Here is a 23,763-nt window from a genome sequence, read left to right as displayed (position 1 = left end):
CGGGATCATTCGAAACTTTTAAAAGTATACCACAAACCGGCGGTTTATGATACAATAATAAGGTTCACAAATTCAGTTGGCAAGGAGACAATATGCAGATCGGCAGCATCCAGCTTGCGCCCGGCGCGGCCTTGGCGCCCATGGCGGGCTTTACCGACGCGGCCTGCCGCCGCATGGCCGCACGGCACGGCGCGGCGTACACCATCAGCGAGATGGTGAGCGCGAAGGCGCTGACCTTTGGGGACAAAAAGAGCGCGCAGCTGATCGGCGGCGGTGGGGGCGGCGCCCCCTATGGCGTGCAGCTGTTTGGGGCTGAGCCCGAGACCATGGAGCGGGCGGCCGCCCTGATCCAAAAATATACGTTTGAGTTTATCGACATCAATATGGGCTGCCCCGCGCCCAAGATCACCTCCAGCGGGGCGGGCAGCCGCCTTTTGCTGGAGCCGGAGCGGTGCGGCGCGATCGTGGCCGCCGTGGTGAAGGAGAGCGGCGGCCGGCCGGTGACCGTGAAAATGCGCACCGGCTGGGACGCGCAGCACATCACCGCCGTGGAGGCCTCCCAGGCCTGCGAGGCGGCGGGCGCAGCGGCCATTGCGGTGCACGGCCGCACCCGGGAGCAGATGTACACCCCCGGCACGGTGGACCCGGGGGCCATTGCCGCGGTGAAGGCCGCGGTAAAGGTGCCGGTGGTGGCGAACGGGGATATTGAGAGCGCGCAGGACGCGCTGGACCTGCTGGCGGCCACCGGCTGCGACGGGGTGATGGTGGGCCGGGCCGCCCTGGGCGACCCCTGGATGTTTGAAGAGATCAAAGCGGCCCTGGCCGGCGAACCGCCGCCGCCCCGGCCCACCCTGCGCCAGAAGCTGGAGGCGCTGCGCACACAAATTTATGAGATGTGCGAGGAAAAAGGGGAGTGGACGGCCATGCCCCAGGCCCGCAGCCAGGCGCTTTATTATATGAAGGGCCTGAAGGGGGCCGCGGCGCTGCGCCGCGCCTGCTGCGAATTGCAGCACTTTGAGGATGTGGACCGGCTGATCGAAAAGGTATACGCGGCGGGCAACCGGTGAAACGCCCGTTTGGCCGGGCGCCGCGGGGAAAGGGCCGCCCGGAGGGCGGCTAGTCCCCGGTTTGGGTGAGTTCGTCCAGATTTTGGCTGTAGCAGGGCAGCATGCGCTCGAGAAAATAATCGGCCTCGGGGCAGTGCATGGCGGCCAGAGCGCCTTTTTGCTGTTCCAGCGCGGCGGCGAACTCCCGGTTGCCGGCCTGCACCTCCTCGATGCACTTGATGAGGGCGGAGAGCCGGTCGGCGGCCTTTAAAAGGCGGGACTCGGCCTCGGTGAGGGTACGGCCGGTCACATAGCCGGCCATGGGCTGGCGCAGAGCGGGCGGCAAAAGGCCCAGCATGGCCACCGCGCTCTCGGTCTCCAAAGCCTTGTAAGCGGTGTGGATGCGCTCGTTTTTGTATTTTACCGGGGTGGGCATATCGCCGGTGAGGATCTCGGGCGCGTCGTGATACAGCGCGGCCACGGCCACGGTCTCGGGGCGCACGGGCGTGCCGGTGACCTGCTGCGCGATCAGGCACAGGGTGTGGGCCAGAATGGCCGTTTCGGCGGTGTGCTCGCTTAGGGTCTCGGGCCGGGCGGCGTGCATCAGGCTCCAGCGGCGGATGTATTTCATGCGGCTGACCAGGGCGTTGAAGGGATAGGTCTTCATGGGAAAGGTACCTCCTTGCAGGGGTTGGGAACAATTACCACAAACCCAACACATTTTTTGGCTATCCTTATGATAGCATATTTGCGGGCCGTTAAGCAGGGCTTTTGAATTTTGCGGTTTTTTGCCCTGCGGGCGATAAAACGGCCCGCCGATTCGTTTTCAGAGAGACAGAGTTTTTGCGAAAGGCGGAAAAGCGCAGGATGCAGCCACTGAACAGACCGCAGAATAAATACTGGTTGGCCTTTGGGCTTTGCGCCCTGGGGGCGGCAATGGTGTTTTTGCCGTTCTATATTGTGGATGGAGGGATTTTTCTTTACGCGGGCGACTTCAACAGCCAGCAGATCCCCTTTTATTATTACGCCAATGAATTTGTGAAAAGCGGCGGGGGCTCGTTCAGCTGGGCCACCGACCTGGGAAGCGGCTTTATTAACAGCTATTCCTTTTATCTGGTGGGCAGCCCGTTCTGGTGGCTAAGCCTTTTGTTCCCGGCGGCCTGGCTGCCGTTTTTGATGGCCCCGCTGCTGGTGCTGAAGTTCGCCGTGGCGGGCGGCGGCGCTTACCTGTGGCTGCGCCGCTACACAAAAGACCCCAATATGGCGGTGCTGGGCGCCTGCCTCTACGCTTTTTCCGGGTTTACCGTGTACAATGTGTTCTTTAACCACTTTGTGGACGTGGTGGCGCTGTTCCCCTACCTTTTGTGGGCGCTGGACGAGGCGGTGCACGAAAAGCGCAGGGGGCCCTTTGCGGTGCTGGTGGCGCTGAACCTGCTGAACAACTACTTCTTTTTTGCCGGGCAGATCGTGTTTCTGCTGATCTATTTTATCTGCATGCTGGCAAGCGGCGGCTATAAGATAAAGGGGCGGGACTTTGCGGCCTTGGCGTTCGAGAGCCTGGCGGGCTGCGGCATGGGCTGCGTGCTGGCCTGGCCCGCCCTTTTGAGCCTGGCCCAAAACCCCCGCACGGTGGATCTTTCCAGCGGATTTGGGTTTTTGCTGTACGGCAAGACCCAGCAATATGCGGCCATTCTGTACAGCCTGTTTTTCCCGCCGGACAGCCCCTATATGCCGGTGATCTTTACCGAGGGGGTCATCAAGTGGACCAGCATGACCGCCTACCTGCCTCTGCTCGGCATGGCGGGCGTGATCGCCTACTGCCGCTGCAAAAACGGCACCGCCTTCAAGCGCATTCTGTGCACCTGCCTGGTGATGGCGTTTGTGCCGGTGCTGAATTCCAGCTTTTACGCGCTGAATTCCAGCTTTTACGCCCGGTGGTATTACATGCCGGTGCTGGTGATGTGCGCCGCCACGGTGCACGCCCTGGAGGACGTGAACGTGGACATCCAAAAGGGCATCCGGCCCACCCTGGCAGTACTTTTTGCGTTCTGCGCCTTCGCCTTTGTGCCGGTGAAGGATGAGGAGACGGGCTGGAGCATTGGGGTGATCGAGTACCCGGAGAAGTTCTGGCTGAACCTGGGCCTTGCGCTGCTGGGGATCGCGATCTTTTGGCTGCTGTGGCTGCAGTGCAGGCGCAGGCCGGTGCTGGCAAGGCGGCTGACCGCCGCGGTGCTGGCCTTCGGCTGCCTTTACAGCATCACACACATCGCCATCGGCAAGTTCGCCCAGTGGGACAACGACAAGAACTGGCGCGCCCAGCAGTACCAGGACGCCCGCGCACTGGCCGAAAAGCTGCCGGAGGGGGCGTACCGTGTGGACGATTACGAGTGCTACGACAACGTGGGGCTGTGGATGGGCAAAAGCTGCCTGCAGTTTTTCAATTCCACGGTGGCGCCCTCGATCCTGGAATTTTACCCGCAGGTGGACGTGAAGCGGGACGTGCGCAGCGAACCGAGCCTTGACCAATACGCCCTGCGGGGGCTGCTGGGGGTGCGGTACACCGTGTGCCCGGTGAACAAGGCGTTGGAGTTTGAAGAAAAGGCGGGCGAGGGCTGGGTGCGGTGGGGCACCGAGGGCCAGCTGGCGGTGTATGAGAGCCAGAACACCCTGCCCATGGCCTATGCCTACGACAGCTATGTGACCCAGGAGGAGTTTGAGGCGGTGGGCAAGGGCCAGCGGGCAAACCTTTTGATGCGGGCGCTGGTGCTGGACGAGGAGCAGATCACCGCGTATGGAGGCCGGGTGGGGCACCTGCCCGAAGAGGAGCGCACCGCGCTGACCCGGGAGAACTATAACCGGGATCTGGAGGCGCGGCAGGGAATGGCCGCCAGTGACGTGCGGCTGGACAGCCGCGGCCTGACCGCCCGCATCACCCTGGCAGAGGAAAAGCTGGTGTTCTTTGCCGTACCCTGGGACGAGGGCTTTTCCGCCGTGGTAAATGGGCAAAAAGCGCCGGTGCTGAAGGTGAGCGGCGGCCTGATGGCGGTTCCCGCACCGGCGGGAGAAAATATCATCCGGCTGGAATACCACACCGCGGGCCTGGGGGCCAGCCTGACAGTGGCGGTGTGCAGCCTGGCGGCCTGGCTGGTCTATATGGCGCTGCAAATCCATTCCAAACGCAAAAAGCAACAAAAAGCGTAATAAGGAGTTTTATCACCCATGGAGTATGCAAAAATTCTTTCCGCCGAACTGAACCTGCCCGAACAGTATGCGGCGGCGGCCATCGCGCTGATCGACGAGGGCAACACCATCCCCTTTATCGCCCGCTACCGCAAGGAAGCGACGGGCGCCATGGACGACCAGGTGCTGCGCACCCTGGCCGAGCGGCTGGAATACCTGCGGGGTCTGGATAAGCGCAAGGGCGAGGTGGCAGGGGTCATTGCCGAGCAGGGCGCCATGACCGAAGAGCTGGAAAAGGCGCTGGCGGCAGCCAAGACCCTGGCCGAGGTGGAGGATATTTACCGCCCCTACAAGCCCAAGCGCAAGACCCGGGCCAGCGTGGCCAAGGCCCGGGGGCTGGAGCCTCTGGCCCAGGCGCTGCTGGCACAGGACGCCCGGCTGGACGTGCGGGCGGAGGCCGAAAGGTACATAACCGAAGAGGTGCCGGACGCGGAGGCTGCCCTGGCGGGCGCGCGGGACATCCTGGCCGAGCAGGTGAGCGACGACGCGGCCCTGCGGGCCGAGCTGCGCAAGTTTTACCGGGCGTTCGGCCTGGTGAAGAGCAGGGCCGCAAAGGAGGAGGACAGCGTTTACGCCCAATATTACGACTTTTCCGAGCCGGTGAACCGGATCGCCGGGCACCGGGTGCTGGCGCTGGACCGGGGCGAGCGGGAAGAATTTTTGAGGGTGAGCGTGGAGGTGGACCCCGAGCGCGCCTGCGGCATCGCCCGGTATATGTTTGTGAAGAAAAGCGGGGGCGCCAGCGCGGAACAGGTGGCCGAGGCCGTGCAGGACGCCTATGCGCGCCTGGTGCACCAGAGCCTTGAGCGGGAGGTGCGCGCCGCCCTGACCGAGCAGGCCGCCGAGGGAGCGATCCAGGTATTCGGCGAGAACCTGCGGCAGCTGCTGCTGGCCCCGCCCATCAAGGGCAAGGTGGCCATGGCGCTGGACCCGGGGTACCGCATGGGCTGCAAGGTGGCGGTGGTGGACCCCACCGGCAAGGTGCTGGACACAGCGGTGGTTTACCCGGTGCCGGAATTCAAGCGGGTGGAGCAGGCCAAGAGCACCATCAAGGCGCTGATCAAACAGCACGGGGTGGAGATCATTGCCATCGGCAACGGCACCGCCGGGCGCGAGACCGAGATCTTTGCGGCCGAGGTGATCCGCGAATTGGGCGGCGGAGTGCAGTATATGGTGGTGAGCGAGGCGGGCGCGAGCGTGTATTCCGCCAGCAAGCTGGCCGCTGAGGAGTTTCCCCAGTACGACGTGAACCTGCGCAGCGCAGTGAGCATCGCCCGCCGGCTGCAGGACCCGCTGGCCGAGCTGGTGAAGATCGACCCCAAGGCCGTGGGCGTGGGCCAGTACCAGCACGACATGCCCCAAAAGCGCCTGGCCGACACGCTGGACGGCGTGGTGGAGGACTGTGTGAACACGGTGGGCGTGGACCTGAATACCGCCAGCGCGCCGCTGCTGGCCCGGGTGGCGGGGCTTTCGGCCTCCACAGCTAAAAACGTGGTGGCCTGGCGCGAGGAGAACGGCGCCTTTGCCAGCCGCACCCAGCTGAAAAAGGTGAAAGGCCTGGGGCCCAAGGCCTTTGAGCAGTGCGCGGGCTTTTTGCGGCTGCCGGGCGCGAAGAACCCGCTGGACGGCACCGCCGTGCACCCCGAGAGCTACCCGGCGGCGCAAAAGCTGCTGGAACTGTGCGGCTTTGCGGCAAAGGAGATCGGCACCGAGGCCATTGCCGCGCTGCCGCATAAAGCAAAGGAGATCGGCTTTGCGCGGCTGTGCGCCGAGACCGGAGCGGGTGAACCGACCCTGAAGGATATCATTGCCGAGCTGCTGCGCCCCGGGCGGGATATGCGGGACGAGCTGCCCCCGCCGCTGCTGCGCACCGACGTGATGGGCATGGAGGACCTGAAGCCCGGCATGGAGCTGACGGGCACGGTGCGCAACGTGATCGACTTCGGCGCGTTTGTGGACATCGGCGTGCACCAGGACGGGCTGGTGCACATCAGCCAGCTTTCGGACCGGTTCATCAAGCACCCCAGCCAGGCCGTGAAGGTGGGGGACGTGGTGAAGGTAAAGGTGCTGGACGTGGATCTGAAGAAAAAGCGCATCGCCCTGACTATGAAGGGATTGAGCCAATAAGAAAAAAACACCGGCCCGGAACGCTGTGAATGCGTTCCGGGCCGGTGTTTTTGTGATTTACCTGGGCTTTGGGGCAACGCCCAGGTACAGAGCAGCGCCCGCCAGAGCGAACAGCGGGGAGGCGGCGTGATACAAATAGAGATGTACCGTAAGCGGATAAGCCAGGGGAAAGACGCCACCAGGCAGCCAAGGCAGGGCCGCGGGCAGCGCGGTGTAGGCCCATACAAAAAGCACCGCGCCGGGCACACACAGGCAGGCGGATCGCCAAGCCCTGGGCAGCCGCAGGGGCAGGCGCAGCGCCCGGATGGTTTTGCCAATGGGCTGCATGGCGCGCCCCCCCTTCTGACAAGCTGCGTTTTGCTTGATCTTATTATAAAACAGGCGCTGGGATAAGTCACGCAAAGAAACCTTGCGCCGAAAAACCGCGTGGAAAACCAGGCCAAATTATGGAAATAAAGTTGAAAGGAAAAAAGAACCAAATACAATAGAAGGAAGGTTTAAAGCAATGTGAGGGAAATCAAAAGAAAAGGAGTGGCATCCATGAAACAGACACTGGAAGAATATGAGGAGCATCTGCGCGGGCAGGAGCGGAGCAGGGCAACGATCGCAAAATACCGGCACGATGTGGGTGTGTTTTTGAACTGGCAGGGCGGGGAAGCGGCAGTCACAAAAGAGCGGGTGATCGCCTATAAGCAGTGGCTGGTGCAGCGGTACGCGCCGGCAAGCGTGAACAGTATGCTGGCGGCCCTGAACGGGTTTTTGCAGTTTTCGGGATTGGAAGGGTGCCGGGTGAAGGCACTGAAGATCCAGCGGCCGCTGTTCCGCCCCACGGAACGGGAGCTGAGCCGGGCGGAATATCTGCGGCTGCTGGATGCGGCAAAAGAAAAAAGCACCGCCCTATGGCTGGTGCTTCAAACCCTGTGCGGCGCGGGGCTGCGGGTGAGCGAGCTGCGCTTTGTGACGGCAGAGTGCATGCATACCGGCCGGGTGCAGATCGCCTGCAAGGGCAAGCGCCGCGTGGCGCTTTTGCCCAAAGCGCTGTGCCGCAAATTACAGCGGTACGCCCAGGCCAAACGGCGGTACACCGGCCCGCTGTTTGTTACGGCGGGGGGCGCGCCGCTGGACCGCAGCCACATATGGGCCGCCATGAAGCGCCTGTGCCGCAGGGCGCGGGTGGCGCCGGAAAAGGTGTTCCCCCATAACCTGCGCCACCTGTTTGCCCGCACATATTACAATTCATCCAAAGACCTGCTGCGGCTGGCCGATCTTTTGGGGCACAGCAGCATCGACACCACCCGCATTTATACCCTGTCGGATGGGAAACGGGAATTCCGGCAGATCGAACGGCTGTGCTTGGTGCAGTAGAAAATGGCGGGGAAGATTGTCGAAATCTGTCACATAATTACTGTTATGTGGCTTTGCTACCACAAAAAAGCGCCCTTGCTGTATCTGCAAGGGCGCTGAAATGTTCTGATGGAAAAAGTGATACGCCAAACAAGCGCATATTGGGAATATGCGCTTGTTTGGTGTGCTGTTTTCTTGTTTAATCGTGCTAATTAAAACACAAAGGGTGGAGTTTTTCGTGTTTTATGCTATAATAAATGTACTTATAGATTGTTCAAAGCCACATAACAGTAATTATGTGGCTGGCATTGCCATGGCGAAGGAGGTGGAAGCGGTGGCGCTGGAGCTGTATCCACACAACCAAAAAGCATATGGGGCGGCGATGGACAGCCTGCGGCAGAGCGGAAAGGCGGCCATCGTGCATCCCACCGGGACCGGCAAATCCTTTATTGGCTTCTGCCTGGCCGAGCAGCACCCGACCGACCGGGTGTTGTGGCTTACCCCCAGCGAGTATATCGTGCGCACCCAGCTGGAAAATTTGCAGCGCGCCAGCGGCTGGCAGCCTGAAAACATTCAATTCCTTACCTATGCAAAGCTCATGACACTGGTAGAGGAGGAGCTGGATGCACTGGCTCCCAAGTGGATCGTGCTGGACGAGTTTCACCGGTGCGGCGCAGAGAAGTGGGGCGAAGGAGTGCAGCGCCTGCTGGGGCAGTATCCGCGCACACCGCTCTTGGGGCTTTCGGCCACCAACGTGCGCTATCTGGATAACCAGCGGGACATGGCCGAGGAGTTGTTCGGCGGGCAGATCGCCAGTTATATGAGCCTGGGCGAGGCGGTGGTGCGGGGCATTCTGCCCGCGCCGGTGTATGTGACTTCGGTGTATGCCTGCCAAAAAGAATTGGCGCGCCTGGAGGAGCGGGTGCGCGGCGCCCGGGGCGCGGGGCTGGAGCGGCAGAACGAAAAGTATCTGGAAGCGCTGCGGCGCGCGCTGGACAAGGCGGACGGCCTGGGCGAGGTGTTCCGCAGGCATATCCCCCGCCGGAACGGCAAATACATCTGCTTTTGCGCCAGCCGCGAGCATTTGGAAGAGATGGCGCAGGCGGCCCCCGGGTGGTTTGCGGGCGTGGACGAGGCGCCGCACCTGTACCGGGTATATTCCGACGACCCGGACGCCAGCACGGATTTTCAGAACTTTAAGCAGGACGACAGCGATCATTTGAAGCTGCTGCTGTGCATCGACATGCTGAACGAGGGCATCCATGTGGAAGGGATCGACGGCGTGGTGATGTTCCGGCCCACCGTTTCGCCCATTGTGTACAAGCAGCAGCTGGGGCGCGCGCTGGCAGCCGGCGGGCGGCAGCCCGTGGTGTTCGACGTGGTGAACAACTTTGAGAACCTGTACAGCATCAGCGCCATGCAGGAGGAGATGCGCACGGCGGTGCAGCTGCTGTACGGCCAGGGGCTGGGCGGCGAGGTGGTGACCGAGCGCTTCCGGGTCATCGACGAGGTGCAGGAGTGCCGGGCACTGTTCCAGAAGCTGGGCGAGAGCCTTGCTTCCAGTTGGGAAATCTATTATGCGGCGGCCGTGGAATACCGGCGGCAGCACGGCGATTTGCTGGCGCCCAAGCGCTATAAGACCGGGGAGGGGCTCTCGCTGGGCAGCTGGCTGGGCACCCAGCGGGCGGTGCGCAGCGGGCGGGTGCCGGGTGTGCTGACCCAAGCGCAGGTCGCCCGGCTGGACGCCATCGGCATGCAGTGGGAGAACCGGCTGGAGCTTGGCTGGGAGCGGGGCTACGCCCACGCGTGCGCCTATTTTGAGGAATTTGGGAATCTGGACGTGCCGGCCCGGTATGTGGCCGCAGACGGCTTTGCCCTGGGCAAATGGATCATCAACTGCCGGCAGCGGCGGGCAGGCAACACGGCGGCCAGTGTGCTGACACAAGAGCGGATCGCCCGGCTGGACGCCATCGGAATGATCTGGAGGCCTTTCAGCCTGCGGTGGGAGCAGAACTATCTGGCGGCGGCGGAGTATTATGCCGAACACGGCGATTTGGAAATGCCGCTGGATTACTGCACGCCCGGGGGCCTTGCGCTGGGGAAATGGATCTTCAAGCAGCGGGCGCTGCGGGCGGGCACCATGCCCGGCGCGGGCCTCACCCAGGAACAGATCGCCCGGCTGGACGCCATCGGCATGCGGTGGGAGACAAACGCCGAGCGCCGTTGGAGCCGGGGGTACCAGGCGGCACGCCGGTATTACGAACAGCACGGCAATTTAAAGCTGCCGGTGGCCTACACCACCCCGGACGGCGTGGCCCTGGGCAAATGGGTGCGCCGCCAGCAGTATGCCCTGGAACACCCGGACAGGAGCAACTGCAGGCTGACGCCCGGCCGGGTGCGGGGGCTGGCGGAGATCGGGCTGGGGTAAGGAAAAGGGTTCTTCAAACCCATGAAGGGATGCGACAAAAATGATACGCAAAAATCAAAAACTGATCAATTTGTTCAACGTCCTTTCGGATGCGGTGCTGGTGTTTGCTGCCTATTTTGCCGCCCTGACGGTGCGGTTCGAGGTGCTGAACGGCAAAGAAAGCATTCTGCCTTTGCACAGCGGCGCCTATGTGGCTGTGGCGGCCTGTTACAGCGTTTTGCTGGTGGTGGCGTATCTTTGCTTCCGCATGTATGGCTCGTACCGCTTCAAGGAGCCGGGCGATGAGATCGTGACCATCCTGCTGATCAACGGGGTGGGGGTTCTGGCTCTGATGGCGCTGCTGTATTTTACCCGGATCGTAGATTTTCCGCGGCTGGCGGTCTTTCTTTTCTGGATGTTTTCCAGCTTGTTCGTGATCGGCAAAAGAACGGCCGTTCGGCTGGTGCTGCGGCATTACCGCAAGTTGGGATATAACCAAAAGCACGTGATCTTGGTGGGCAGCGGGCATTTTGCCCGCCAGTACGCGCAGGATCTTCAGGCAAGCCCCCACTTGGGCTTTATGCTGGACGGCTATGTGAGCGGGGAAGAAGAGCGGGGGCTAGGGGTTCACCTGGGCGGCTACGGGGATCTGGAAAAGATCCTGGAGGAACGCGACCCGGACGAACTGGTCGTGGCGCTGGAGCCCCAGGAGATCGAACACATGCCAAGTGTGCTGGTCGCAGCGGACAAAGAGGGGGTGCGTATCAGCATCATTCCCTTTTACAACGACTATTTCCCCAGCCATCCCACCATCGATGCGGTGGGAAAAACAAAGCTGGTGAACATACGCGCCACCCCGCTGGACAACCTAGGCTGGGCCGTGGTGAAGCGGGGAATGGACATTGTGGGGGCGCTGGTGCTGATCGTGCTGACGAGCCCGCTGATGCTGGCTGCGGCGATTGGCGTGAAGCTGAGCAGCCCGGGGCCCATCTTATTCAAGCAGGACCGGGTGGGCAGGGACAAACGGGCCTTTAAAATGTGGAAGTTCCGCAGCATGCGCGTAACAGGCACAGAAGATACCGGCTGGAGCACCAAAAACGACCCGCGCAAAACAAGATTCGGCAGCTTTATCCGAAAATTCAGTATTGATGAGCTTCCGCAATTTTTTAATGTGTTGGCAGGGCAGATGAGCCTTGTCGGCCCGCGGCCGGAGGTACCGTTCCATGTGAATCATTTTAAGGAAGAGATCCCTCTGTATCTGGTGCGCCAGCAGGTGCGCCCCGGGATCACAGGGTGGGCGCAGGTGCACGGGCTGCGGGGAGACACCAGCATTGAGGAGCGGGTGAAGTATGACATTTGGTATATCGAGAATTGGAGCTTAAGATTGGATATAACCATTTTGCTCCGCACCTTGTTCGGAGGAATGATGAATGCAGAAGTGTAAGGAAGGAAAAAGGATTCGGTAAAATGCAAAAGATAGCGTTCATAATTTTAGCTTGGAATTCTGATAAGTATATAAGAGCTTGTATCGAATCCATTTATACATTAAAAAATTATGAGTCACAAATTTTAGTAGTGGACAATGGTTCGGATGATGATACTCCTTCTATTTTAGAGCGGTTAGCCAAAAAATGTCCAACACAGTGCACTTTACGGGTAATCACATATAAACGGAACAAAGGAACTACAATTTCACGAAATGCTGCGTTAAAAAGCATAGATACGGATGTGGATTATATCTGTATTTTGGATTCAGACACCCTAATTAATGAGAAAGCAGTAAAAATTCTTGCGCAAGAACTGGAGAGAAACCCCCAATATGGAATTGTTGGCCCGCGGATGATGAATTCAAAAGGACAAATTCAAGTTTCCGGAAGGCGGTTTCCAACCTTTACAGAAAAGCTTTTTAAAGCAATACCACTCAAATGTTGCCAAATATGGGGAGAGAGACTGCAATGGCTGCCTGAAGAGCACGAAGAAAAAAGTTACCCTGTCGACTACTTGATGTCGGCCTGTTGGTGGATACGTCCGGAAACAATTAAAAAGGCGGGGTTGCTGGACGAGAAAATCTTTTATGCGCCGGAGGATGCAGAATACTGCATTCGAGTATGGAAAGCAGGCTATCAAGTTGCATTTTGTCCCCAAGCGCAAATTATTCACGAATGGCAACGTCTCTCCAAGCAAAGATTTTTCAGCAGAATGAATTGGGAACATATCAAGGGCCTTGCCTATATGTTTTGGAAGCATCATTACTTTTTTTTCACAGCTAGTATTAAACGGGAGTTTAGAAATGCCTCAGATCAGCGTTATCGTTCCCATATATAAAACTGAGGAATGGTTGGAGCAGTGTGTCGACTCCGTCTTGAAGCAGAGTTTTGAAAATTTTGAATTGTTACTGGTCGACGATGGTTCTCCAGACAATTGTGGAAAGCTATGTGACAGCTATGCTCAAAAGGACAGCCGTATAAACGTGATTCATCAGAAAAACGTAGGTTTGTCAGCGGCAAGGAATGCAGGTACAGAACGAGCTTTAGGGGAGTATGTCACTTATATTGACAGTGATGATTATATAGAACCGTATTATCTGGAATTATTATATCTGACCATCTGTAAGACAGGGGCAGATATTGCAGTGGCGCGTTTTGATAAGGTGCGACCGGCCAAAGAAAATCTGAAATGTCTGCCGAAGCCGCGAAAACCTGAGATAGAAAGCTGGGATTCTGAACAGGCCTGCGCCGAAATGGCTCGGGGCAGAAAAAATTCAGTAATTGCTTGTGGTAAGCTTGGACGAAGAACTTTATATCTAAAGCATCCATTCGAAACAGGCAAGTTGCATGAAGATCTACGTCACACATATCTGCTGTTGCATGAGAGTAAAAAAGTAGGCTTTGTTGATGCCGTGTTATATCATTATGTAATGCACGGAGGAAGTATTACTGCACGTAAAAAAGTTGAAGAAAAGCAATGTCATGATTACTATGAGGCCATTACCATATGCACGCAAAGCCTACAACAATGGTATCCAAAAATCAAATTAGATATTGATAGTCTGATCGCCAGGGAATATATGAGTGTATATCTTATGGCTCACCGCGTAGAAAAGCCCACATCCCGTTTGAAGGAACAGCAAAAGCGGATTCGACGATGGTTCAGAAAAAATGGAATTCGTTCGGCAAAGAATTCGGGTGCATTGACAAATGTGCGATTGCGCACGTTGCTGATGTCAATTTCGCCAGAGCTGTATCGCGTTACTTATAATATAGGGATTCGTTTTACCGGAAAACAGCTTGGATAAAAACGATTCTAATGTTTTTTGCAAAAGTGTCCTTGAAGAGATGTGAAGTTGCTGTGGCTAGACATTTTATACATTATAAACACGAGGAAAGTGAGCGGCACATCACATTGAGAAAATTACAATTGTCTGTATTAATAAAATGCAACTATTATTATATAGCAATTTTTATCGTTTTGGCATCTGCGATGTTTCAAACGTTGCCATTCGGCAGGCTCCACGAATTAACACGAATAAATTGGTTCCATGTTACACCTATTCTGTTGTTGCCAGTATTTTTTCCTATTCGAAAGTATAAATTGCCTCCTAAAAGTTTATTGGCTTTTTTTGCGGTGTTGATTGGGGCATCCATTATAAATATTCCCCAGATGGGAGTGTCCGCCACAGCTCTCTCTTATATTTTAGATTTATATATCTGTATTGCACTAATGAATCTGCCGGAAAGATTTGACCTGAAAAAGCTATTGAGTATTGGGCAGATGGCAGCGGTTATTCTGATGGTTGCAATGCTTTTTAAGATTATTTTGTATAGAAACTATTTACTTACTTATCCCAACTATCAAGAGGATATTTTTCATCCCACTGATATGCCATGGTTCTTTTATGGAGGAAGCAATATAGAGGCAAGTTGGTTTGCAATTTTTGGCGCGCTTGTAGTCACCCGGCCAAAGCTCAGCAGTTTTTATATGGCGTTTTCCTGGTTGGTCAGCCTGATTTATGCTTCTCGTGCAGGACTGGTTGCCTGCGCAATCGTTACAGTCTGGATGATAATTCATGCATCTTCCAAAATACGCTTTTCCTTCTGTGTGATTTTAATTTTGACGGTGGGGTATCTCTCTTTTTATAAGCTCCCGCTTATAAATAGTACAGCACTTTTGAGTGTGAGCGATACAAGGGAACCCGACGTAGAAAACATGCAGCTTCTTAAAGGAAGCCCTCTGATCCGAACCGCCACTTTTTACAGAAAAGATGAAAATGGAAATATTATAGAATACCACCTGGATCCCAGACTAGAGACAATCGGCAAGGATCCAGGTTCCAATGGACGAATAAAGATGTGGAAATTGGTTCCTGAAGCATTTTTTGAACGGCCTTGGGGGTATGGCGCGGGAAATGCAATTGCTGCACTCCAAAAGGTTTCACCGGAAACTAGTTTTAGGGAGAGCAATGTACACAACCTGATTTTTCAATTTTTGTTGGATAGCGGGATAGTGGGAGCGGGCATATACCTTTATATGATGCTGAAGTTTTTGATACATAACCTTAAGGATAAAATTGTTCAATGCCCGTATGCAGCATTCGTGGGAACCTATATGCTTTTGGGAATGATCCAGTTTCAGGGGTCCGATGTGTGCGTATATCTTATATTGGGATTTTATTTTGCAGCTCGATCGAAAAAAAGAGAAATATCCTTAAGAAAACAAGAGGCTTTTTTATAAGCTTTCAGGAGCCGAGAAAAAACACAGGAGATTTGCTTGCATGAAGTATTTAATGGTAATTAATACAAATTATCAACTGATTGTTGCCGTGCAAATACGGAGAACGTTTTTAAAAGATGACCAAGTAGATATAATTATAACAGATCATTCGCAGGGAAATGAGCAACTTGCTCAAAGATTGAAAAAAGCTGCGGTATTTGGTCGGGTGCTCTCGATATACAATAGAAAAATGATATATGAAGCTACGACCAAAGAAAAGATAAAGGATTTTTTTGAATTAGGATTCAGCAGCGAAAACCGTTTTTATCCAAAACAGATAGAGGAAACTCCTAATTATGACGGATTGTTTTTTTATAATTTGGATCTTTTAGTTATCAGTTTGTTTGATGTGTTGGTAAAAAGCAATTCCAGGCTGACGCTCAATCTGTTTGAAGAGGGATTTCTTTCATATGGAACAGAAAAAGTGAGCAATGGACGTTTCAGCCGAAAGGAAAGCATTTTCAAATTAAGAAAACTGGGGATTAAAAAAGATTGGACAAAATATCTTAAAAAGTATTATTGCTTTTTTCCTGGGTTAATACAGAGAGAAATGCCGTATCAGCTTGTGCAAATTCCACCGATTTTTTCGAGCGATAAGGAACTGGTGAAATTAATCAATTCTATTTTTGATTTTATCCCTACAGAAAATAAATATGCTGCGAAATATATTTATTTTGAAGGGTGGTTTGAATGCGACGAAGAGAGGTTGGTGGAAAAAATTGCAGAGATTGTGGGAAAAGAAAATCTGCTGGTAAAGCCACATCCCCGCCATCAATCCGATCGGTATGAAAAGGTAGGAATAAAAACAAGTTCGGATGGAAACGTCCCCTGGGAAGTTGTTCAGCTGAATTTTGATTTTTCCGATAAAGTATTGATGGCTGTGAGCTCAAGTTGCCCAATCGTGGCTTCTGCTCTTTTAAGGCAAAACATACCAGCTCTTTATTTATATCCCTGTGTACAGATACATGGAACGAAAACCGATCAACAGACATTTGAAAAAGTAACCCAAAATATAAAAAATGCGATTGAACAGTTCCAAAATCAGCAAGGCCTGCTCACAAAGGTGAAGATTGCCAGGGGACAGGATCAGATTGCCATTGTTTTAAAAAGCCTGATATAGAGAAGAGGAAAACAGAATGAAAGTAGTCGCAATGATACCCATCAAATTGAACAGTCAAAGGTTTCCCGGGAAGAATATGAAACGTTTCGATGATGGGACGCCACTGATACATCTTATTCAAAAAGCGGTTTTAGGCTCCCGGCTGACCACAGAAGCATATGTCTATTGTAGTTCGGAAGAAATTGTTCCTTATTTACTGCCGGGGGTCTGCTTTAAAAAACGTCCGGAATTTTTAGACCAAGACTCTATAAACTCAAATAATATTTTAAGAGAATTCCTCAAAACGGTAGATGCGGATATTTATTATACAACCCATGCGACCGGTCCTTTTACACGCAGCAGCAGCTTGGATAATTGTATTCGTGCGGTTCAAAGCGGAGAATATGATTCAGCGTTTATAGCGCAAAAAATGCAGCAGTTTGTTTGGTCGGGGAACAAACCCTTGAATTTTGATCCTGCACATTTGCCAAGAACACAAGATCTTGAGCCGCTATATGTAGAAACCTCGGATGCATTTGTATTTACGAAAGAGGTTTTTCATAAATATGGGCGCCGTGTGGGATGTAAGCCGTATATTTGTGAAGCGCGGAGCTTTGAGGAAATTGATATTGATTACCCGGATGACTTCGAAGTAGCGAATGCTATTTATATGAACACTTTGAGGAAACAATAAAATGAATAAAATATGCTTGCTTGATTGCACCTTGCGGGACGGCGGTTTTATAAATAATTGGGATTTTGGTGAAACGGCTATCCGAAATTTGTACTGTGGACTTGTGGATGCCAGAGTAGATATTATTGAGCTTGGATATATCCGTAAAGGAACGATTTATGATCGAAACCGTTCTGTGTTTTCCTGCACACAGGATGCACGATGGATCTTAGAGGGAAAATCCGCGCCAAATACCATGAAAGTCATGATTCTGGATTACGGGCAGTGCCAAATGGATGAAATTGGGAGCAGAGACGAAAGAGATGTGGACGGCATCCGCGTTACTTTTAAAAAGGAAAACATTGATAGTGCGCTTGAGTTGTGCAGGCAGATTCAGCAGAGGGGATATAAAGTGTTTGCACAGCCTGTTTCTATTACGGATTATTCAGATTTGGAGCTGCTTGCCCTTTTAAAAAAGCTGGAAGAAATGCGGCCTTATGCGGTCTCAATCGTGGATACATACGGTTTTATGCAAAAAGATGATGTTATGCATTTATATACGCTATTCGATCGCAATTTACCCGCGGAGATTGTAATTGGCTATCATGCTCACAACAACTTTCAGTTGGCCTATTCAAACGCGGTAGCTCTAATAGAGCAGCACACCCAGCGCAAGATAATAATCGACGCGTCGCTGTATGGGATGGGGAAATCAGCTGGGAATGCGGGTCTTGAATTGTTGATGAATTACTGTAATTTAAGGGAGAAAAACAAATATGATCTATCAATTGCCAGTGAATTGATTGATACTGAAATCAGCAAATACCAACAAGACGGAAAGTGGGGATACTCCTTTCTATATTATCTGGCGGCGGTATATCGCTGTCACCCAAAATATGTGGATCATCTTATTAAGAAAAAGACGATCTCTGTGCGTTCTATCGCACGAATTTTACAATTTATTCCCACCGCCAAACGGACGAGTTTCGATAGAGATTATATTGAAAATGCCTATGCGGCGGCCCAATTGAAGCCAAAATGGGATGATAAGCAAAGCTATGATAGACTTCTGAAAAAAATTGGTGGAAGAGCGGTTTTAATTGTTGCAACAGGGAACAGTGTCAGAAAAAACACAGAAAGCATCAAAGAATACATTCATAAAACCAAGCCCTATGTGATTCATCTGAATCGTTTGTACGACGGAATCCCTGCCGATGCGATCTTCTTTAAAAACGAAAAGCGATATCAACGATATCACCGCGAAAAGAATAATATGGTGAGTTGCTTGCTTGCTTCGAACATGCCGGACGCCAAAGCAAGCCCAGAAGGGCTTTTCTGTATAGGAAATGCTGTAAAAACCAGCGCTGCGATTGATAATACTACATTAGTGCTTTTATATATCTTGGTGCATGCGGGGCAAAAGAAGATCGCTGTTGCAGGTATGGATGGCTTTTGTGCAGGAACAGAAAATTTTTCTGATAAATACCAGTTTATGGGAGGGGACCCGGCTGCTTATGGAGAGATCAATCAGAAAGCGCAAAAATGCTTAAACGAACTGTCGAAGATGGCAGAACTTTTCTTTATCACTCCTTCGCTTTACAAACTGTGAAATTTTAAAATAAAGGAGATTGCAGTGTATTCCGCAGTGGTTTTTGATTTGGATGGTACGCTTATGGACACTGCCCCCGGAGTATTGAGCGCGGTTAAATACACGATAGCGACAATGGGAATCCGGCCATTAGAAAGACAAACAATTCTAAAGTTTATTGGGCCGCCTGTAAAACATTCGTTTATAAAATATTGCGGACTCACCGAAAAAGAAGCGGCGCGGGCTACCGGCATTTTTCGTGATCGTTATAGCAATGTGGACCTGTTAGGAGCCAATGTCTATGATGGGGTTTTTGCAATTTTGAATCAATTTAAAAGCCGAAATATAAAGATAGGCGTAGCAACCTATAAACGAGAAGACTATGCAGTCAGACTGCTGCAGCAAAAAGGGATTGCCCAGTATTGCCAAGCGATGAAAGGTGCGGATGATCTCGGAATTAAGAGTAAGCGGGATATCCTTCTGGAATGCCTATATTGCCTGGAAATAGAAGAACCCTGCCGGGCGGTGTTGGTCGGAGATACACAGCATGACAGCGAGGGCGCTGCCCAGGCACAAGTGAACTTTATCGGCGTTACGTATGGATATGGGTTTAAAGGGGTTAAAGATGTTCCACAGAATTCTCTGACCTTGGGCGCAGCGCAATGCCCGGCAGATATTTTGAAATTTCTGTAGAAGAGGTTTAAAACATGGAACATTTTTTGGAAAGAAATATGCATTTGGATCAAAAAATTATCGAACAAGTACATGAAACGGGACAGCAGATATTAGATGAGTTTTCCCGGATTTGTGAAGCCAACCGATTAAAGTATTATCTTATTGCAGGTTCGCTGCTGGGCGCAGTGAGACATCAGGGGCCCATTCCCTGGGACGATGACATTGATGTTGCGATGCCGCGAAATGATTTTGAGCACTTTAAAGAGCTTATGCTTGCTCGACCAGAGGGAGAACCTTTTCATATTCACTGTTTTGAAAATGATCCTTGTTTCCGATTGTTTGTACTTCGACTCAATAAAAGTGGAACGCTATATAGTTTACATCATGAAAAAAACGTTGATTTAAAATACAAGGAATTATGGATTGACATTTTTCCACTGGATGACGCCCCGGTTCATAATAAAATAAGATATCAATTCTTGGGAAAAAGGATCGCACTGATGAAACGTATGGTAAACAATAGAGTGCGTAATAGTTATGAGCAACTGCATTTCAAAGGGAAGATACTGCACTTTTTACTATCCTTTTTTTCATATGAAGGCATGCGTATTCATACAGAAAAACTAATGAAAAGTTGGAACGGTAAAGCTGAAGAGAATTACGTGAGTTGGGCAAGTCACTATGACTTCAAAAAGCAAACGATGCCGCAAGGATGGTATGAGCCGGCCAAAAAAGTATATTACCGCGGAAAGCTTTATCGTGCCCCCAAGGAGTGGGATAAAGTTCTGAGACAACTGTATGGGGATTATATGAAGCTTCCGCCTGAAGAGCAACGTAGGGGACATGTGCCATTCCAGGTCAAATTGTGAGGAAAAATAAAATGGGGATAAAAAATTACTTCTGGAACAAACGAAGAAAACTGAGCTATCTCAGCCGGGCAATCAGCGAGCAAAGCTATGAGATGGGAAAAGTATATGAAGAGCTTTTAACAATTCGCAAGGGATTGATTTTAAACGGCAATCTGAAACAAGCATTCGATTATTCCTGGCAGAAAGGCTCATTGTATGCCCATGCAATGGGAGCGGCAGATGGGATCGCTTACACAAATTCCAAAGAAGCTTTTCTCCAAAACTATCGCAAAGGCTGCCGCGTTTTCGAAACGGACATCAGCCTTACAAAAGAAGGGTTGCCGGTTTTATGCCATGACTGGCGGCAAATAGACGAAAACAGATTCATCCCCTATTCGGAAGCAGTGCGTGAAATTCCTGAACAGAAGCCTATGGAATACGCACGTTTTATGCGGGTGCGGCTTAATGACGCATACACGCCTTTGGATTTAAACGGACTGGTCATGTTAGCAAAAGAATATTCTGACGCGTATTTTATTGTTTCAGTGAAAAGCTTGCATTATATATACGATGAAACGGTTCGCGCGCGGTTTGCGCTGTTGGAAATGCTATGCCGCACGCAGGGCGTGGGAATTTGGGAGAGAATGATTCCACAAGCGCACAGCCCTGTTTACTTTTATAAAATGATGGCCGATTTTTCTTTTCACAGCGTTATTTACGGTATGCGGGACATTCAAATTCCGCTGGAACAACTAACATTGTTTTTGCAAGAAACAGGAATTAAGGCGGTAGCCTGTGATCACGGAAAGCCCTTTACAAATCCGCACACATTCGAAGCGATTCATAAGGTAGGAGCTCAGGTTATAGTGGCTACTGTCAATAAAACCAAAGAAATGCGGGAATGGGAAGAAAAGGGTGCAGATGCCTTTTTGACCGATCTGGGGTTTTCGGAAGGAGACGGGAGCAATGAAAAAACCTTATAAAATCGGATATACTACGGGCGTATTCGATATGTTCCATGTTGGACATTTGAATATTTTGCGCAGGGCGAAGGAACAGTGCGAATATTTGATTGTAGGCGTTAGTACGGATGCGTTGGCGAGAGAGTATAAAAAAAAATACCCCATCATTTGCCAAGAAAACCGGTTTGAAATTGTACAAGCTATTCGCTATGTGGATCGTGTGGTTTGGCAGGAAGATATGAATAAATACGCTGCATGGGAACAATTAAGATTTGATGCGATGTTTCATGGGGATGACTGGGAAAATTCAGCGCTTTACGAAGAATATAAAAAAACATTAGGAAAAATAGGTGTAAAGCTTGTATTTTTGCCCCATACAAAAGGCGTATCCTCAACAATTATTCGGCGGCAGATTGGGAAAAAGGCCTATGAGGAATAATTTTATATCCAAATATAAATACATGGGAGAACCGGTAAAAGCTTCGCTGTGGTTTATGATCTGCAGTTTCCTGCAAAAGGGGATAGCCTTTGTGGTCATTCCTATTTACACAAGAGTGATGAGTACAGAGCAGTATGGAACTTATTCTGTATTTGTTTCATGGGTGGAAATACTGTTTGTGTTTACTTCGTTATACTTACATGGAAATACGTTTGCTGTTGGACTTGTAAAGTTTAAGCAAGATCGGGACCGCTTTACTTCTTCCCTACTAGGGTTGTGTATAGTGACCGCTTTAGTAATTTCAGCAAGCTATATTTTGGCGCCGCAGATATGGCAAATATGGCTTGGACTTAACAACGCCCTATGCATTGTTTTATGGACATACTTGTTCTTTTTGCCTTTTCTGCGATTCTGGTCTGCCAAACAACGGTTTAACTATAAGTATAAGGCAATGGTTGCCGTTACTTTAGGAATATCAGCGGTGACTCCTCTTATAGGAATCGTCGCCATGCATTTCACTAAATATAAAGCTGAAGCGGCGATTTTTTCAAAAGCTATCGTGGAGTCCATAGCTGGGGTTGTATTTTTAGTGTTGCTTTTTGGTACGGGAAAAACATTTTATAATAAAGAGTATTGGCTATATGGTTTAAAAGCGAATATCCCACTGATTCCTTACTACTTATCAGCCACTTTTTTAAGTTACATTGACCGCATTATGATTGAAACATACTGCGGAAAATCGCAGGCGGGAATTTATAGCGTTGCACATTCTGCGGCCATGATCCTGCTATTTATTAATTCAGCTTTGAATTCGTCTCTCACCCCTTGGCTGTTTCAAAAAATGGACAAAGGAGAGGGGAAGGATAATATTGCATTAAACAGAGCACTTACATTGGGAGTGACGGTGGTTAATCTGCTTTTAATTCTGTTCGCACCTGAAATTATTCGGGTCATGGCACCGCAAAAATACAGCGAAGCTATTTTTGTGATTCCACCGCTTGCAATCGCGGTGATATTTAATTTTATTTACCAGCAATTTATTAATGTCGAGTTTTTTTACGAAGCAAACAGATTTACCATGATTGCATCCATTTTTGTGGCAGTGCTGAATATGGTGCTGAATGCATTACTAATTCCGGCCTTCGGCTATTTAGCGGCGGGGTACACTACCTTGGCAAGCTATTTTATGTTTATGGTCTGCCATTATATCTGCGTAAAGCTTATTTTGAAAAAGCGAAATGTAAAAGAACGCTATTTTGATTTTCGATTTTTAGCCATATTGGTAGGTATAGTTTTAGTTCTAATGACAATGTTGGTTTTGGTTTACAACTGGCCCGTTGTTCGCTACTTGCTCATAGGAAGTATATTCTGCATTATATTGTATAAGCGAAAAAATATCTTTTTACTGATCGAACGATTCAGGAATAAAAGCTAACAAATCAGGTTTCGCGTTTGAATTCTGGAGGATTATGAAAACTGCAAAGAAGTGCGCTATCTTAAGTGGGCTGGTGCTTTTGTTAGTATTCACCTATCTGAAAAACCCCTTTGATCCTTATAATACAGCTTTTCCATCCTATCAAGCGGATTCGGAATCTCTTGTGGGACAAGCGATTGTGAGCGCTGTGGCAGGGGAGGCGTATCCACTGGAATGGTATGGCTTAGGACGCGTGCAGTCTGTGGTGGGAAAGAGAAATTGGGACTATTTTGTAACAGGCCGCACGGAGAAACTCTATACATATTTTCTGACAGATAAGAATTTTAAAACAGGTATAGGCTTAGAGCAGCCAATTATGGCGATTCCAACGAATCCTTGGACAGAAAAGTATATCACGGCGGGTGGAGCGGTGGAATTCAAAAATGGAGAGCGCCGGAACATTGAAAGCGTTTGGCAAAAAGATGAGCAGACGTACATCCGATTGGAGCAAAAGGAACCGATCGATTCGGAGCGGTGTGGACAAATATGGGAATACAAAATATACGATCTCTGGGGAAAGCGTGTGCCAGCGATATATCTGCAGGATCCCTATGTGAGCCAATTCGGCCTGCAAGGGAAACTGGCATATTGGTGCACAAAAGCAATGGGCGAAGCGGTGATTCCTTTTTTGTATTTTGTGAATAGCCTTTTTATGGCAATCGTAGTTGTTTCCATTTGCCTTGTTTTGCGAAAAAAATATAATGTGCTGATGGCAATATGTTGGTATGCGGTATTCTGGCTGTACCCTTTTGTAGTAAATTTTGCACGGAATTTGTATTGGGTAGAGTTTACATGGTTCATGCCGATGCTCATCGGATTGTATTTATCGTATCGTCCCACCAAAAAAGTCCTTTGTTGGGGCGGCGCATTCGCAGCGATCTGCATTAAAAGCTTGTGCGGATACGAATATCTGTCTACGATCATCCTGGGATCAATGATCTTCCTTTTAACGGATTTGCTTTTAGCAAAAGGAAAGAAAAAACAGCTGTTTTTTAATATCGTGGGGCTCGGCACAGCGGAGCTTATGGGATTCAGTACAGCTTTTATAATACATTCCTTTCAACGGGGGGG

Annotated in this window: 20 protein-coding genes; 18 read left to right on the top strand and 2 right to left on the bottom strand. The window is 51.0% G+C overall.

What is annotated here, in order from left to right:
- The first annotated feature begins 92 nt into the window (after positions 1-92).
- Positions 93-1,067 carry a tRNA dihydrouridine synthase DusB gene (gene dusB, locus ACMLHZ_RS02730; protein ID WP_418666277.1) on the top strand — a complete coding sequence of 325 codons (975 nt, stop codon included), beginning with the start codon at positions 93-95 and terminating at the stop codon, positions 1,065-1,067.
- A 49-nt stretch (positions 1,068-1,116) separates the two neighbouring features.
- Here dusB and yfbR read toward each other — a convergent pair whose 3' ends face one another.
- On the bottom strand, positions 1,117-1,713 hold the full coding sequence (gene yfbR / locus ACMLHZ_RS02725; protein ID WP_418666276.1) for a 5'-deoxynucleotidase: 597 nt from the start codon (positions 1,711-1,713) through the stop codon (positions 1,117-1,119).
- 200 nt (positions 1,714-1,913) lie between these two features.
- On the opposite strand from yfbR, the gene ACMLHZ_RS02720 reads away from it, so the two are divergent.
- The gene (locus ACMLHZ_RS02720) at positions 1,914-4,247 is read left to right on the top strand and encodes a YfhO family protein (RefSeq protein ID WP_418666275.1); all 2,334 of its coding nucleotides are present in this window, start codon (positions 1,914-1,916) and stop codon (positions 4,245-4,247) included.
- An 18-nt stretch (positions 4,248-4,265) separates the two neighbouring features.
- Positions 4,266-6,413, top strand: coding sequence for a Tex family protein (locus ACMLHZ_RS02715; protein ID WP_418666274.1), 2,148 nt, complete (start codon positions 4,266-4,268; stop codon positions 6,411-6,413).
- Between the two features lie 57 nt (positions 6,414-6,470).
- Here the strand turns inward: ACMLHZ_RS02715 and ACMLHZ_RS02710 are convergent, their stop codons facing one another.
- On the bottom strand, positions 6,471-6,740 hold the full coding sequence (locus ACMLHZ_RS02710; protein ID WP_418666273.1) for a hypothetical protein: 270 nt from the start codon (positions 6,738-6,740) through the stop codon (positions 6,471-6,473).
- A 213-nt stretch (positions 6,741-6,953) separates the two neighbouring features.
- Between ACMLHZ_RS02710 and ACMLHZ_RS02705 the strand changes: the two genes are divergently transcribed.
- From ACMLHZ_RS02705 to ACMLHZ_RS02635, 15 genes are all read left to right on the top strand, one after another.
- A complete protein-coding gene (locus tag ACMLHZ_RS02705; protein ID WP_418666272.1) occupies positions 6,954-7,778 on the top strand; it encodes a tyrosine-type recombinase/integrase in 825 nt (274 codons plus the stop codon).
- Positions 7,779-8,070: 292 nt separating this feature from the next.
- The gene (locus tag ACMLHZ_RS02700; RefSeq protein ID WP_418666271.1) at positions 8,071-10,185 is read left to right on the top strand and encodes a Helicase associated domain protein; all 2,115 of its coding nucleotides are present in this window, start codon (positions 8,071-8,073) and stop codon (positions 10,183-10,185) included.
- Positions 10,186-10,225: 40 nt separating this feature from the next.
- The gene (locus ACMLHZ_RS02695; protein WP_418666270.1) at positions 10,226-11,608 is read left to right on the top strand and encodes an undecaprenyl-phosphate glucose phosphotransferase; all 1,383 of its coding nucleotides are present in this window, start codon (positions 10,226-10,228) and stop codon (positions 11,606-11,608) included.
- A gap of 23 nt (positions 11,609-11,631) precedes the next feature.
- Positions 11,632-12,489, top strand: a complete 858-nt coding sequence (locus tag ACMLHZ_RS02690; protein WP_418666269.1) for a glycosyltransferase — start codon at positions 11,632-11,634, stop codon at positions 12,487-12,489.
- Positions 12,455-13,459, top strand: a complete 1,005-nt coding sequence (locus ACMLHZ_RS02685; RefSeq protein ID WP_418666268.1) for a glycosyltransferase family 2 protein — start codon at positions 12,455-12,457, stop codon at positions 13,457-13,459. The genes ACMLHZ_RS02690 and ACMLHZ_RS02685 overlap by 35 nt, the downstream gene beginning before the upstream one ends.
- Positions 13,460-13,512: 53 nt before the next feature.
- Positions 13,513-14,895 carry an O-antigen ligase family protein gene (locus tag ACMLHZ_RS02680; RefSeq protein ID WP_418666267.1) on the top strand — a complete coding sequence of 461 codons (1,383 nt, stop codon included), beginning with the start codon at positions 13,513-13,515 and terminating at the stop codon, positions 14,893-14,895.
- Between the two features lie 40 nt (positions 14,896-14,935).
- Entirely contained in the window at positions 14,936-16,054 is a 1,119-nt protein-coding gene (locus tag ACMLHZ_RS02675; protein ID WP_418666266.1) for a polysialyltransferase family glycosyltransferase, read from the top strand.
- Positions 16,055-16,070: 16 nt separating this feature from the next.
- Entirely contained in the window at positions 16,071-16,727 is a 657-nt protein-coding gene (locus ACMLHZ_RS02670; RefSeq protein ID WP_418666265.1) for a cytidylyltransferase domain-containing protein, read from the top strand.
- 1 nt (position 16,728) lies between these two features.
- Entirely contained in the window at positions 16,729-18,315 is a 1,587-nt protein-coding gene (locus ACMLHZ_RS02665; protein ID WP_418666264.1) for an aldolase catalytic domain-containing protein, read from the top strand.
- 24 nt (positions 18,316-18,339) lie between these two features.
- Positions 18,340-18,987: an HAD family hydrolase gene (locus tag ACMLHZ_RS02660; protein WP_418666263.1), complete on the top strand. Its 648-nt coding sequence runs from the start codon at positions 18,340-18,342 to the stop codon at positions 18,985-18,987.
- Positions 18,988-19,001: 14 nt separating this feature from the next.
- On the top strand, positions 19,002-19,838 hold the full coding sequence (locus tag ACMLHZ_RS02655; RefSeq protein WP_418666262.1) for a LicD family protein: 837 nt from the start codon (positions 19,002-19,004) through the stop codon (positions 19,836-19,838).
- Between the two features lie 11 nt (positions 19,839-19,849).
- On the top strand, positions 19,850-20,800 hold the full coding sequence (locus ACMLHZ_RS02650) for a hypothetical protein (protein ID WP_418666261.1): 951 nt from the start codon (positions 19,850-19,852) through the stop codon (positions 20,798-20,800).
- Positions 20,784-21,218 (top strand): adenylyltransferase/cytidyltransferase family protein, encoded by a 435-nt coding sequence (locus tag ACMLHZ_RS02645; RefSeq protein WP_418666260.1) that lies wholly within the window; start codon positions 20,784-20,786, stop codon positions 21,216-21,218. Before ACMLHZ_RS02650 ends, ACMLHZ_RS02645 begins: the two co-directional genes overlap by 17 nt.
- Complete coding sequence (locus ACMLHZ_RS02640; protein ID WP_418666259.1) at positions 21,208-22,653, top strand: lipopolysaccharide biosynthesis protein; 1,446 nt, start codon at positions 21,208-21,210, stop codon at positions 22,651-22,653. The genes ACMLHZ_RS02645 and ACMLHZ_RS02640 overlap by 11 nt, the downstream gene beginning before the upstream one ends.
- Before the next feature lie 34 nt (positions 22,654-22,687).
- Positions 22,688-23,763, top strand: a 1,076-nt coding sequence (locus tag ACMLHZ_RS02635; RefSeq protein ID WP_418666258.1) for a hypothetical protein, incomplete at its 3' end; no start/stop codon positions are given.

The sequence above is a fragment of the Allofournierella sp. genome, assembly GCF_048388525.1.
GTDB lineage: Bacteria > Bacillota > Clostridia > Oscillospirales > Ruminococcaceae > BQOK01.
Note: the sequence above shows the minus strand (reverse complement) of the source record. Positions and strands in the feature narration are given on the sequence as shown.

Bases quoted from the DNA above. Each gene is read 5' to 3' on its own strand.
- dusB (WP_418666277.1), top strand. From the start codon at position 93: ATGCAGATCGGCAGCATCCAGCTTGCGCCCGGCGCGGCCTTGGCGCCC.
- yfbR (WP_418666276.1), bottom strand. From the start codon at position 1,713: ATGAAGACCTATCCCTTCAACGCCCTGGTCAGCCGCATGAAATACATC.
- ACMLHZ_RS02720 (WP_418666275.1), top strand. From the start codon at position 1,914: ATGCAGCCACTGAACAGACCGCAGAATAAATACTGGTTGGCCTTTGGG.
- ACMLHZ_RS02715 (WP_418666274.1), top strand. From the start codon at position 4,266: ATGGAGTATGCAAAAATTCTTTCCGCCGAACTGAACCTGCCCGAACAG.
- ACMLHZ_RS02710 (WP_418666273.1), bottom strand. From the start codon at position 6,740: ATGCAGCCCATTGGCAAAACCATCCGGGCGCTGCGCCTGCCCCTGCGG.
- ACMLHZ_RS02705 (WP_418666272.1), top strand. From the start codon at position 6,954: ATGAAACAGACACTGGAAGAATATGAGGAGCATCTGCGCGGGCAGGAG.
- ACMLHZ_RS02700 (WP_418666271.1), top strand. From the start codon at position 8,071: ATGGCGAAGGAGGTGGAAGCGGTGGCGCTGGAGCTGTATCCACACAAC.
- ACMLHZ_RS02695 (WP_418666270.1), top strand. From the start codon at position 10,226: ATGATACGCAAAAATCAAAAACTGATCAATTTGTTCAACGTCCTTTCG.
- ACMLHZ_RS02690 (WP_418666269.1), top strand. From the start codon at position 11,632: ATGCAAAAGATAGCGTTCATAATTTTAGCTTGGAATTCTGATAAGTAT.
- ACMLHZ_RS02685 (WP_418666268.1), top strand. From the start codon at position 12,455: ATGCCTCAGATCAGCGTTATCGTTCCCATATATAAAACTGAGGAATGG.
- ACMLHZ_RS02675 (WP_418666266.1), top strand. From the start codon at position 14,936: ATGAAGTATTTAATGGTAATTAATACAAATTATCAACTGATTGTTGCC.
- ACMLHZ_RS02670 (WP_418666265.1), top strand. From the start codon at position 16,071: ATGAAAGTAGTCGCAATGATACCCATCAAATTGAACAGTCAAAGGTTT.
- ACMLHZ_RS02665 (WP_418666264.1), top strand. From the start codon at position 16,729: ATGAATAAAATATGCTTGCTTGATTGCACCTTGCGGGACGGCGGTTTT.
- ACMLHZ_RS02655 (WP_418666262.1), top strand. From the start codon at position 19,002: ATGGAACATTTTTTGGAAAGAAATATGCATTTGGATCAAAAAATTATC.
- ACMLHZ_RS02650 (WP_418666261.1), top strand. From the start codon at position 19,850: ATGGGGATAAAAAATTACTTCTGGAACAAACGAAGAAAACTGAGCTAT.
- ACMLHZ_RS02645 (WP_418666260.1), top strand. From the start codon at position 20,784: ATGAAAAAACCTTATAAAATCGGATATACTACGGGCGTATTCGATATG.
- ACMLHZ_RS02640 (WP_418666259.1), top strand. From the start codon at position 21,208: ATGAGGAATAATTTTATATCCAAATATAAATACATGGGAGAACCGGTA.